8 protein-coding genes are annotated in these 11,879 nt (G+C 75.8%); 5 read left to right on the top strand and 3 right to left on the bottom strand.

Annotated features, from left to right (window positions below; genetic code table 11):
- Positions 1–2,502, bottom strand: a 2,502-nt coding sequence (locus ABZS66_RS57120; RefSeq protein ID WP_354772646.1) for an AAA family ATPase, incomplete at its 3' end; no start/stop codon positions are given.
- A gap of 128 nt (positions 2,503–2,630) precedes the next feature.
- Here ABZS66_RS57120 and ABZS66_RS57115 point away from each other — a divergent pair.
- Genes ABZS66_RS57115 through ABZS66_RS57095 form a run of 5 tightly spaced genes read left to right on the top strand, consistent with a single transcriptional unit; the run spans position 2,631 to position 9,791 of the window.
- Positions 2,631–4,184, top strand: coding sequence for a carboxylesterase family protein (locus tag ABZS66_RS57115; RefSeq protein WP_354772644.1), 1,554 nt, complete (start codon positions 2,631–2,633; stop codon positions 4,182–4,184).
- A 15-nt stretch (positions 4,185–4,199) separates the two neighbouring features.
- Entirely contained in the window at positions 4,200–5,051 is an 852-nt protein-coding gene (locus ABZS66_RS57110) for an enoyl-CoA hydratase (protein ID WP_354772642.1), read from the top strand.
- Positions 5,048–6,508, top strand: coding sequence for an AMP-binding protein (locus ABZS66_RS57105; protein WP_354772641.1), 1,461 nt, complete (start codon positions 5,048–5,050; stop codon positions 6,506–6,508). The genes ABZS66_RS57110 and ABZS66_RS57105 overlap by 4 nt, the downstream gene beginning before the upstream one ends.
- Positions 6,505–7,707 carry an acetyl-CoA C-acetyltransferase gene (locus ABZS66_RS57100; protein ID WP_354772639.1) on the top strand — a complete coding sequence of 401 codons (1,203 nt, stop codon included), beginning with the start codon at positions 6,505–6,507 and terminating at the stop codon, positions 7,705–7,707. Before ABZS66_RS57105 ends, ABZS66_RS57100 begins: the two co-directional genes overlap by 4 nt.
- 5 nt (positions 7,708–7,712) lie before the next feature.
- A complete protein-coding gene (locus ABZS66_RS57095) occupies positions 7,713–9,791 on the top strand; it encodes a 3-hydroxyacyl-CoA dehydrogenase NAD-binding domain-containing protein (protein ID WP_354772637.1) in 2,079 nt (692 codons plus the stop codon).
- 42 nt (positions 9,792–9,833) lie between these two features.
- Here the strand turns inward: ABZS66_RS57095 and ABZS66_RS57090 are convergent, their stop codons facing one another.
- Positions 9,834–10,301 carry a hypothetical protein gene (locus ABZS66_RS57090; RefSeq protein ID WP_354772635.1) on the bottom strand — a complete coding sequence of 156 codons (468 nt, stop codon included), beginning with the start codon at positions 10,299–10,301 and terminating at the stop codon, positions 9,834–9,836.
- A 120-nt stretch (positions 10,302–10,421) separates the two neighbouring features.
- Positions 10,422–11,849, bottom strand: a complete 1,428-nt coding sequence (locus ABZS66_RS57085; RefSeq protein WP_354772633.1) for a hypothetical protein — start codon at positions 11,847–11,849, stop codon at positions 10,422–10,424.
- Between the last annotated feature and the right edge of the window lie 30 nt (positions 11,850–11,879).

Below are 11,879 nucleotides of genomic sequence, written 5' to 3'. Positions count from 1 at the left end.
GTGGCCGGCGTCGCGCAGGCGCTGGGCGGTCGCCCGCCGCCACGGCGCCGCGCCGAGGGCGTCGAACGTGTCGAACGCCGCCTCCAGGCGGCGGCGCGGCTGGTCGCCCAGCTCGGCCGCGAGCAGGTGCGAGCGGGCGGCCTCGAACAGCAGGCCGGCGCTGTCGGCAAGCTCGGCCGCCTCGACCGCCGCCCGCGGATCCCGGGCGGTGACCGCCCGGGCGCGGGCGTCGCAGTACCACCAGGTCGGGGTGTCGAACTCCCGAGCCAGGCGGCTCAGGTCGGGGGCCGCGCCCAGGTCGGCCAGCTCCAGCAGCAGCCACTCCCGGTTCAGGACCGGGCCGCCGTCGTCGTCGGCCGGGGGCGCGGTGAGCAGCCGCAGCGCCGCCTCCGAGTCGCCGGCGGCCCGGTGGGCCTTGGCGCGGGCGAGGCGCAGCAGCGGGCGGGGCGAGCTGACCAGGTCGGCGACGTCGTCGAGGATGCGGTGGGCGCGGGTGTGTTCGCCGCGCTCGGCGAGGATGGCCGCCTCCACCGCCCGCAGCGCGGAGACCAGCAGGCGGGCGCCGGTGTGCTCCAGGTCGAAGACCGAGCGGCGGATGTGTGCGAGGGTGGCCCGCCACTCGCCGCGCAGCCAGCCCAGGTAGGCGGTCGCGGTCGCCCGGGCGCCACCGATGTCGAACGCCTCGAGGGCCGCGCCGAGCCGCAGTGCGGTGTCGGCCTCGTCGAGCCGGCCGGCGAACGCCGCCGCGAGCGCGGTGTTGGACAGCACCGCGATCCGCCGCGCCGGGGTGAGCACGTCGAGGCCGTCCGCGATCGCGGCGAGGTGGGCGGCGACCTGCTGCGGGCGGCCGTACTGGTGCGCGTGGTACAGCAGGTGGGTCAGGCCGAGGACGTGGTTGCCGCCCGGCGCGGCGGTGAGGGCCGCCGTCGCCGCCGGCAGCTGCGCGGCGGCCTCGGCCGGGCGGCCCGCCTGCCCCAGGTAGTGGACCCGCTGCGCGAGCAGCGGCACGTCGGGGGTGCCCCGCGCGAGCTCCTCGTCGATGGCCCGCAGCGCGTCGCCGACCCGGCCGGCGACGTACAGCCCGTCGATGACGATCCCGGCCGTGCGGGTGCGCAGCCTACCGGCCGGGAGCAGGGCGAGGGCCCGCAGGCCCGGCTCGGCCGCATCGGGCTGGCGGCCGCTGACGAACAACGCGTGGGCCTGCTGGGCCAGGGTTTCGGCCAGCTCGGGGGAGCCGGGCGGCAGGCACTGGGCCGCGAGCGCGTACCAGCCGGCCGCCGTGACCGGCGCGGTGGCGTCGGTGGCGGCCGCGGCGGCGAGGAACACCTGCGCCGAGCGCCGGTCGCGGCCGCCGGCCGCGGCGACCTGGGCGGCCAGCTCCAGCGTGAGGTCGCCGCGGGTCTCCAGGTGCGCGGCGATCGCGGCGTGCAGGCGGACCCGCTCGGCCGGGCCGACGTCGTCGTAGAGGGCGTTGCGCACGATCTCGTGGGCGAACCGGTAGAGGCCCGGTTCGGCCTCGACCACGAGGCCGCGGGCGACGAGCCGGTCGAACGCGGCGGCCACCTCCGCGACGGGCAGCCCCGACAGCTCGGCCAGGAGGGGCAGCTGGTCCAGGCGGAACCGGTCGAAGGCGGCCAGGGTCCGGGCGGCCCGCGCCTCCGCACCGGGATCCCGGAAGAACCGGCGCAGGACGGCCGCGTGCCCCGCGGGGTCAGCGAACGCGGGGCCCGGCAGCACGGTGGCGACGTCGTCGGACACCACGACCCGCCCGGCGCTGGTCAGCTCCTCCAGCGCGGCCAGGGCGAAGAACGGGTTGCCCCGGCTCTGCCGCCGCACCTCCGCGACGAGGCGGTCGTCCGGTTCGTGCCGCAGTGCGCCGCGCAGCAGCGCCGCCACCTCGTCCCCGTCGAGCGGCGGCAGGTCGACGACGGTACCCCGGCCGTCGACCGCGAGCCGGTCCACGACGTGCTCCGGTGAGATCGCGGCGAGCCCGCCCGACGGCCGGGCCGCCGCGAGCACGGTCAGCGGCCGGTCGACGAGGTCGCTGAGCAGCTGCGACAGCAGGGTCAGCGAGTCGCTGTCGGCGGTGTGCAGATCGTCGACGACCAGCGCGAGCGGCCCTTCGCCCAGCAGGTGCCCGACGAGCGCCCGGGCGGCGCGGCGCACCCGCTGCGGCCCGTCGCCGTTGCCGGCGACGACCGCCTCGGCGAACGCCGCCGCGAGCCCGGCCGTGTCCGCGCCGTCGAGGCGGCCGACGGCGTCGTCGAACAGGGCGTAGGGAACCCCCGATCGCACCGCCGGCGGCTGGGCGCAGACCAGGCGGTACCCCAGGGCCTCCGCCCGCGCGCACGCGGCGAGCAGCAGCGCCGACTTGCCGATGCCGCCCTCCCCGCGGAACAGCAGCATGGCCGCGGCCGCCGTGGCGCGCACAGCCTCCAGCCGGCTGGCCACGAGGTCCAGCTGCGAGTCCCGCCCCACCAGGGGTGACGGCACGACGGCCATGGCCGCAGCGTACACACCGATCCGGTAGGGAACTCCCTCGAATCGAGGCTGTAGGGACGCCGGGCATGGCCTGAGCGCCGAATCCGAACGCACAGTTGCCGGACACCCCAAGCTGTTCGGAGGAAACCATGACCACGGTGGTCCGCGTCGCCGCGGGACTTCTCGGAGGCGTCGTCGAGGACGGCGTCCACGCGTTCAAGGGCATCCCGTTCGCCGCCCCGGTCGACGGCCCGCGCCGGTTCCGGCCGCCGCAGCGCCCGGCGCCGTGGGACGGCGTGCGGGACGCGTCGCAGTACGGGCCGGTGCCCGCGTTCGAGCCGATGCCCGGCCTCTACGGCGAGCTCAGCGGGCCCCGCCAGCCCGCCGGCGACGACTGCCTGAGCCTCAACGTCTGGACCCCGGACCCGGGCGCCGCCGGCCTGCCGGTCCTCGTGTGGATCACCGGCGGCGGCTTCTACGCCGGCGCCGGCACCAACGACGTCTACGACGGCACCGCATTCGCCCGCGACGGCGTTGTCGCCGTCACCGTCAACTACCGCCTCGGCTTCGTCGGCTTCGGCCACCTCGACACCCTCTTCCCGCAGCTGGAGGAGACCGGCAACCTCGGCCTGCTGGACCAGGTCGCGGCGCTGGAGTGGGTCCGGGACAACATCGCCGCGTTCGGCGGCGACCCGGCCAAGGTCACGGTCGCGGGGGAGTCCGCCGGCGGCGCGGCCGTCGCGGCCCTGCTGGCCACGCCCCGCACCGAGGGACTCTTCCGGGGCGCGGTCGTGCAGAGCCCCCACTACGCCGCGCACATCGGGGTGAGCGCCACCGACGCGGCGGGCATCGCCGGGCAGCTGCTGGCCGAGGTCGGGGTCCGGCCGGGCGACCTCGACGCGCTGCTGGCGCTCACCCCGGAGGCCCTGGTCAAGGCCCAGAACGCGCTGCGGATGCAGCTGTGGTCGACCCGGGACCTCGACCGGTTCGGCGCCGACGCGGTCGCCACGCTGCTGGCGTTCCAGCCCACCTACGGCACCGCGGTGCTGCCGGAGCAGCCGATCGCGGCGATCCGCGCCGGGTGCGCCGCCGACGTCGCGCTGCTCGCCGGCACCAACCGGGAGGAGGCGCTGAGCTTCGTCGCGGACATCCGCGAGGCGTTCACCGAGCCGCTGGTCCGGGCCGGGATCGAGGGCGCGTTCGGCGCCGCGGGGATCGACGCCGACACGGTGCTGCAGCGGTACCGCACCGCCCGCCCGGATGCAGCCGTCCACGAGCTGGCGGCGGCCGTCGAGACCGACCGGCTGTACCGCATCCCGACCCTGCGCCTCGCCGACGCCCAGGCCGCGCACAACCCGAACACGTGGGTCTACGAGTTCGCGTGGCGCAGCCCGGTCCGCGGCGGCGAGCTCGGCGCCTGCCACTACCTGGAGGTGCCGTTCGTCTTCGACCGGCTCGACAACGACGAGGCCCGCGGCTACGCCGGCGACGCCCCGCCGCGCGACCTCGCCGCCGCCGTGCACGGCGCCTGGGTGTCGTTCGTCGCGACCGGCGACCCGAACGGGCCCCGGCTGCCCGAGTGGCCCCGCCACGACCCCGCGACCCGCCCGGTGCTGGTCTTCGACGCCGAGGCCAACGGCGGGGTCACCGTCGCGGCCGACCCCGCCGGTGACCAGCGGGCCCTCTGGGACGCCGTCATCTGAGTGCGAAGGACAACCATGACCGACCCCGTGCTGTACCAGACGCCGGTGCCCAGGGTGGCCCGGATCGTCCTCAACCGGCCCGACCGGCGCAACGCGCAGGACACCGACCTGCTCTACGCGCTCAACGACGCCTTCGACCGGGCCGCGCAGGACGACGACATCTCCGTCGTCGTCCTGGCCGCCACCGGCCCGCACTTCTCCTCCGGCCACGACCTGCGCGAGACCGACCCGATCGGCGCCCTGGAGCGGCACCGGACCGTCGGGACCTGGTGCGGGTTCGGCTGCGCCGGCGCGGAGGGCTGGATGGCCCGCGAGGAGGAGATCTACCTCGGCTTCTGCGAGCGCTGGCGCAACCTCCCCAAACCGACGATCGCCGAGGTACAGGGGAAGGTCATCACCGGCGGGCTGATGCTCGTCTGGCCCTGCGACCTCATCGTCGCCGCCGACGACGCCGAGTTCCAGGACAACGCCACGCTGATGGGCGGCAACGGGGTGGAGTACTTCGCCCACCCCTGGGAGCTCGGCATGCGCAAGGCCAAGGAGCTGCTGTTCACCGCCGAGCCGATCACCGCGCAGGAGGCGCACCGCATCGGCATGGTGAACCGGGTCGTACCCCGGGAGCGGCTCACCGAGGAGACGATGGCGCTCGCCGAGCGCATCGCGCGGCAGCCGCTGTTCGGGCTGAAGCTCGCCAAGAAGTCCGTCAACGCCGCGCAGGACGCCCAGGGCCGGGCGCAGGCCATGCAGACGGCGTTCGCGCTGCACCAGCTCGTGCACAGCCACTACATGCAGCTGCACGGCACGCTGGTGGACCCGTCGTTCATGGAGCGCTTCAACGCCGGTCGAGACGCTCAGGAGGCGCGATGACCGTCCCCATCGGGCAGCTGCTCAGCGACCTCGCCGCCGCCGACCCGGACCGGCTCGCGGTCACCTGCGGGGCGCAGACCGTCACCCGCGCCGAGCTCGACACGTGGGCCAACCGCCTGGCCCGCGCGTACCGCGACCTCGGCGTCCGGCAGGGCGACTTCGTCACCGTCACCCTGCCCAACAGCCTCGAATTCGTCGCCGCCACCTACGCCGCGTGGAAGCTCGGCGCGATCCCGCAGCCGGTCTCGCACCAGCTGCCGCACCGGGAGCGGGCCGCGATCGTCGAGCTGGCTGGCTCGTCGCTGGTGGTCGGCGCGCAGCCCGGCGAGTACGGCGACCGGCGCTGCCTGCCGGCCGGCTGGACCGCCGACCCGTCGCTGCCGGACACCCCGATCGTGCCGGCGCCCGTCTCACCGTCCTGGAAGGCGCCCACGTCCGGCGGCAGCACCGGCCGGCCCAAGCTGATCGTGTCGCGGCTCAGCGGCGACGTCGACCCGCTCGCCGACCCGTACCGCCTCGGCGCCGGCGGGGTCGGCCTCGTGCCCGGCCCGCTGTACCACAACGCCCCGTTCGTCGCCGCGATGCAGGGCGCCTTCCTCGGCAACCACGTCGTCATCCTGCCGCGCTTCGACGCCACCGCCGCCCTGGAGGCGATCGACCGGCTCCGGGTCACCTGGGTCAGCCTGGTGCCCACGATGATGCTGCGCATGTGGCGGGTCGTCGAGCCGGACCCGGCGCGGTACGACCTGAGCTCGCTGCGGACCGTCGTGCACGGCGCCGCGCCGTGCCCCGAGTGGCTCAAGGAGGCCTGGATCGGCCTCGTCGGCGCCGAGCAGCTGATCGAGGTGTACGGCGGGTCGGAGAACCAGGCCGGCACGATGATCGACGGCCGGGACTGGCTCGCGCACCGCGGGTCGGTCGGCCGCCCGTTCACCGGCGAGATCAGGATCCTCGGCGCCGACGGGGCCGAGTGCCCGCCCGGCGAGGTCGGCGAGATCTTCATGCGCCCCTCCGGCGGCGCCGAGGTCCCGTACTACTACATCGGCGCCGAGCCGCGCATTGTCGACGGCTGGGAGTCGATCGGCGACCTCGGCCGTCTCGACGCCGACGGCTACCTGTACCTCAGCGACCGGCGCACCGACCTCATCGTCGCCGGCGGCGCCAACGTGTACCCGGCCGAGGTCGAGGCGGCGCTGCTGGAGCACCCGGGCGTGGCGACCTGCGCCGTGCTCGGCCTGCCCGACGACGACCTCGGCCAGCGGGTCCACGCCCTGGTCCAGGCCACGGCGGCGGTGACCGCCGACGACCTGCGGGCCTTCCTCGGCGAACGGCTCGTCCGGTACAAGGTCCCCCGCTCGTTCCGGTTCGTCGACGTCCCGCTGCGCGACGAGGCCGGCAAGGTGCGGCGCACCGCGCTGCGCGACCACGAGATCAGCCTGCTTGGAGGTACCGCTTGACCGCCGAGGCCTACATCTACGAGGCCATCCGCACCCCGCGCGGCAGGGGCAAACCGACCGGGGCCCTGCACGGCACCCGGCCCATCGCCCTCGTCGCCGGGCTCATCGACGAGCTGCGCCGCCGCCACCCCGGCCTCGACGTCACCCGCCTCTCCGACGTCATTCTCGGCGTCGTCTCCCCGGTCGGCGACCAGGGCGGCGACATCGCCCGCCCGGCCGCGCTGCTCGCCGGCCTGCCCGAGACCGTCGCCGGCGTGCAGGTCAACCGGTTCTGCGCCTCCGGCCTGGAGGCGGTGAACCTCGCCGCGCAGAAGGTCCGGGCCGGCTGGGACGAGCTCGTCGTCGCCGGCGGCGTCGAGTCGATGTCGCGGGTGCCGATCGGCGCCGACGGCGGCGCGATGGCCAACGACCCGGTCACCAACTACGACCTGCGCTACATCCCGCAGGGCGTCGGCGCCGACCTCATCGCGACCCTGGAGGGGTTCACCCGCGAGGACGTCGACGCCTACGCGGTGCGCTCGCAGCAGCGCGCCGCGGCCGCGTGGAGCGGCGGTCGCTTCGCCAGGTCGGTGGTGCCGGTGACCGACCAGAACGGCGTCGTCGTGCTCGACCACGACGAGCACCTGCGGCCCGGGTCCACGCTGCCGGCGCTGGCCCGGCTCGCCCCGTCGTTCGCGGACGGCACGTTCGACGCGGTGGCGCTCCAGAAGTACCACTGGATCGAACGCATCGACCACGTGCACACCGCCGCCAACTCGTCCGGCATCGTCGACGGCGCCGCGCTCGTGCTCGTCGGCACCCGGCAGGCCGGCGAGGAGCTCGGGCTGGCGCCCCGCGCGCGGATCGCCGGCGTCGCCACCTCCGGCGCCGACCCGACCGTCATGCTCACCGGCCCCGCCCCCGCGACCCGCCGCCTGCTGGAGCGGGCCGGCCGCACCGTGGGCGACGTCGACCTGTTCGAGATGAACGAGGCGTTCGCGTCGGCGGTGCTCAAGTACGCCCGGGACCTCGACATCCCGGACGAGAAGCTCAACGTCAACGGCGGGGCGATCGCCATGGGCCACCCGCTCGGCGCCACCGGCGCCATGCTCGTCGGCACCGTCGTCGACGAGCTGGAACGGCGCGGCGCCCGCCGCGCCGTCGTGACCCTCTGCGTCGGCGGCGGCATGGGCGTCGCCACGCTCATCGAGCGGATGTGAGCGCGATGGTTGACCTGATCCGGTGGGAGCACGGCGCCGACGGGGTCGTCGTGCTCACGATCGACGACCCGGCACGGTCGGCGAACACGATGCACACCCGCTTCTTCGACGCCCTCGTCGCCACGGTCGACCGCCTCGTCGCCGAACGCGAGCGGGTCACCGGCGTCATCCTCACCTCGGCGAAGCCGACCTTCGTCGCCGGCGGCGACCTCACCGAGATGCACGCCACCACCGCGGCCGACGCGCCCGCCGTGTTCGCCTCCGTCGAACGGGTCAAGGCCGCGCTGCGCCGGCTGGAGACCCTCGGCCGGCCGGTCGTCGCCGCGATCAACGGCGCCGCGCTCGGCGGCGGCCTGGAGATCGCGCTCGCCTGCCACCACCGGATCGTCCTCGACGGCCCGTCCACCCGCATCGGCCTGCCCGAGGTCACGCTCGGGCTGCTGCCGGGCGGCGGCGGAGTCGTCCGCACCGTGCGGATGCTGGGCCTGACGGAGGCCCTGGACCAGGTCCTGCTCAGCGGCCACCGGTACCGCCCCGCCGAGGCGGCCCGGCTCGGGCTCGTCGACGAGGTCGTCGCGACCCGGGACGAGCTGCTGACCCGGGCCCGGGCCTGGATCGCGGCCAACCCGTCGCCGGCCCAGCCCTGGGACCGGGCCGGCTACGTGATCCCCGGCGACCCGCCCGACCTGCCCGCCCTGCCGGCCCGCCTGCGCCGCGACCTGCGCGGCGCGAACTACCCGGCGCCCCGCGCGATCCTTGCCGCCGCCGTCGAGGGCGCCCAGGTGGGCGTCGACGCCGCCGGGACCATCGAGACGCGGTACCTCGTCGAGCTCATGGTCGGGCAGGAGTCCAAGAACCTCATCCAGGCCCGCTTCTTCGACCTGCGGCACGTGCGCTCCGGCGCCGGGCCCGTCGCGCACCGCGCGCGCCGGGTCCTCGTGCTCGGCGCCGGGCTCATGGGTGCGGGTATCGCCTACACCTGCGCGAAGGCCGGCCTGGAGGTCGTGCTCAAGGACGTCACCCTCGACGCCGCCCGTCGCGGCAAGGCCTACGCGGAGCGGCTCGTGGCGAAGGGCCGCGGCGACGCCTCGTTACTGGACCGGATCACCCCGACCGGCTCGGCCGCCGACGGCGCCGGCGCCGACCTGGTGATCGAGGCCGTGTTCGAGGACCCGGCCCTCAAACGGGCGGTGCTCGCCGAGGTCGAGCGCCTCGTGGCACCCGACGCCGTCCTGGCCACCAACACGTCGACCCTGCCGGTGACGGGTCTGGCGGCCGGCGTGCGCCGCCCCGCGGACTTCGTCGGGCTGCACTTCTTCTCGCCCGTCGAACGGATGGAACTGCTGGAGGTCATCGCCGGCGAGCAGACCAGCGACGCCACCCTGGCCAGGGCGCTGGACATCGCGCGGCAGCTCGGCAAGACCCCGATCGTGGTCAACGACAGCCGCGGCTTCTTCACCAGCCGGGTGATCATCCGGTACCTCGAAGAGGCCGCCGCGATGCTGGCCGAGGGCGTCAGCCCGGCGTCGATCGAGCAGGCCGGCCTGCAGGCGGGCTACCCGGTGCCGCCGCTGCAGCTGCTCGACGAGCTGGCGCTGCCGCTGATCCGCCGCATCCGGCAGGAGGCCGGCGCCACCTTCCACGTGTCGGCGACCGTGATCGACCGGATGATCGACGAGTTCGGCCGCCCCGGCCGCTCCGGCGGCGCCGGCTTCTACTCGTACCGCTCCACGGGCGGCCGGACCGGCCTGTGGAGCGGCCTCAGCGCGTTCGCGCGGCCCGGCGCCGTGCGGCCGCCGATCGAGGACCTGCGCGAACGGCTGCTGTTCGTGGAGGCGATCGACAGTGTGCGCTGCCTCGACGAGGGGGTGCTGCGCTCGGTCCCGGACGCCAACGTGGGGTCGATCCTCGGCATCGGCTTCCCGGCGTGGACCGGCGGGGTCCTGCAGTACATCAACCAGTACCCGGGCGGCCCGGCCGGGTTCGTCGCCCGCGCCGGCGAGCTGGCCGGCCGCTACGGTCCGCGGCTGACCCCGCCCGAGTCGCTCGTCGCCCGGGCCGCCGCGGGCGAGCGCTACCGCTGACGGCATCCCGCCGCTGTCGTGCGGGGCGGTGTTCCCGGGGCGTCACGCCCCGCGGAGCGCCAGCGCCAGGAACGCCGCCCCGACGGCGGTGAGCACGGCACCCAGCCCGGTCACCAGCAGCGTGATCTGCCAGGCCTGGTAGGCCCCGAGCAGCGCGCCGCGCAGGCTCTGGCCCATGAACGCGGTCTGGCGCAGGCGGGCGAGCTGCTCGTCGCTGCGCCCGCCGGCCATCCACTCCTCGACGATCTCGGCGTAGGTGCGCCCGCCGGTCGCCTGCGTCAGGTTCTCGGCGATGAGGTCCGAGAACGCCCGCGCCTGCGCGCCGGTGTGCACCGGCACCCCGGCGTAGCGGTGCAGCCCGGCCGGCAGGCTGCCGGTGGCGGGGAAACTGATCCGCTGCCGCGCCAGCTCCCGCGACACGGTCCGCCGACCGGCCAGCCCTTGCACGACCATGGTGGGCCCGGCGACCAGCAGGATACCCGCCGTGACGCCCAGCAGAAGCGTGATCATACCGACCAGGCTCCCGGCCCCGCCGGCCCCGCGACAGAGCCCGACGACCCGGGCCGGGCAAGGTCGGAAGTCCCGGCGCACCGCCGCAGAGCCTCCGGTACGCCGGTCGAGCCTTGACGGTCACGGGCGGAGCACGACGGTGCTCCCATCGGCCGGGACGGGGCGGCCGTCGACGGTGACCGTGAAGCCGTGCGGCGTGCACTCGACGTCGATGCGGCGGTCGCGGTACCGCAGGCCGCGCAGCGCGATCCGGCCCGGAGCCGGTGGCGGCGCGATGACGAGGGTGCCGTCCGGCCGGGGGCGGATCCCGGCGAGCCCGAGCAGGATCGCCTCGGCGCCGGTGAGGCCGGCGACGATGTTGGCGCGGCGGCCGGCCGGCGGCGCGGCGGGCCGGTCGCAGTAGTGCTCCTGCGGGAAGTACGGGTAGTGCTCGCCCATCCAGAGCAACCGTGACAGGACCGTCCAGGCCAGGTCCGGCCGGCCCTGTTCCCACAGCGTCAACGCGAGCTGGGGGCCCTCGCCGGTGTAGGCGCCGCCGCCGGACCAGTCGGTGTCGCCCAGCTCGTAGTGCCGCTCGTCCTCGGCGCTCACGCTGCTCACGCCGTAGGCGCCGAGGAAGGCGCCGGGCCGCACCCGCGCGATGAGCTCGGCGGCCATCTCCGGGGTGCAGGCGCCGGCGCGGAGTGCGTCGAATGCCTGGATCGAATATGCCAGCTCGGTGTGCCCGTCCGGGTAGCGGCTGCGGAACCACCGCGCCTCGGCGTCCCACAGCTCGTCGGCGATCGCCGCGCGGACCCGGCGGGCGGTGGCCCGCAGGGCGTCGACCGGCAGGACCGCGCCGCCGGCCTCGGCGAGCTCGGCGAGCGCGTCGAGGTAGCCGGCGCGCTCGGCGTTCGGGCTGGCCACCACGTGCTCCCAGCCGGCGCCGCGCATCTCCAGCAGGTTGTGCTGGGTGCCGTAGTCGCGTAGCTCGCCCACGGCCGGGAAGCGGGCGTCGAGCGCGCTCACCGTGTCGTGGAGCCGCTCGACCAGGTCGGGCCGGACGCCCCGGTGGCTCGCCACGGCGGTCGCCAGGGTCACCAGCGACCATCCGCTGTAGGCGTAGGCGACGCCCAGCCCGGCGCCGTCGGGCCCGATGGCGTAGTGGCGGGTCAGGTCCGCCTTCAGCAGCGCCTCGAGCAGGTCGGTCGCGGTGTCGCCGAGCATGAGCGTGAGCAGGTGGGGCGCGTAGCCGCCGGTGTCCCAGGCGTACGCGCAGAGCGCGCCGCCGTCGATGCCGGACGTCGCGACGAACGGGTTGGTGACGAAGGCCGGGTTGTCCCACAGGCAGACCAGCCCGCTGGCGAGGCTGCGGTGCCAGTAGGCGGCGAGGCCGGGGACGTCGGTCTCCAGGCGGGGCACGGCGTCCAGCACGGCGGCGAGGCGGCGCTCCCAGCGGGCGGTGGCCTGCCGGGCCCACGCCGCGGGGTCGGGCTCGCCGGCCCCCGCCGGGCCCCCCCCCCGCCGCGCGGCCGGCGCGGGGGCCCAGGGGAGAGCGGGGCGCCCCACCCCGCGGGGGGGGGGGGGGCGAAGGGGGAG

Origin of the sequence: Dactylosporangium sp. NPDC005572, from assembly GCF_040605515.1 — a bacterium.
Taxonomy (GTDB): domain Bacteria; phylum Actinomycetota; class Actinomycetes; order Mycobacteriales; family Micromonosporaceae; genus Dactylosporangium.
Note: the sequence above shows the minus strand (reverse complement) of the source record. Positions and strands in the feature narration are given on the sequence as shown.

Coding starts and splice junctions, on each gene's coding strand:
- ABZS66_RS57090 (WP_354772635.1), bottom strand. CDS start 10,301: ATGATCACGCTTCTGCTGGGCGTCACGGCGGGTATCCTGCTGGTCGCC.
- ABZS66_RS57110 (WP_354772642.1), top strand. CDS start 4,200: ATGACCGACCCCGTGCTGTACCAGACGCCGGTGCCCAGGGTGGCCCGG.
- ABZS66_RS57105 (WP_354772641.1), top strand. CDS start 5,048: ATGACCGTCCCCATCGGGCAGCTGCTCAGCGACCTCGCCGCCGCCGAC.
- ABZS66_RS57095 (WP_354772637.1), top strand. CDS start 7,713: ATGGTTGACCTGATCCGGTGGGAGCACGGCGCCGACGGGGTCGTCGTG.
- ABZS66_RS57115 (WP_354772644.1), top strand. CDS start 2,631: ATGACCACGGTGGTCCGCGTCGCCGCGGGACTTCTCGGAGGCGTCGTC.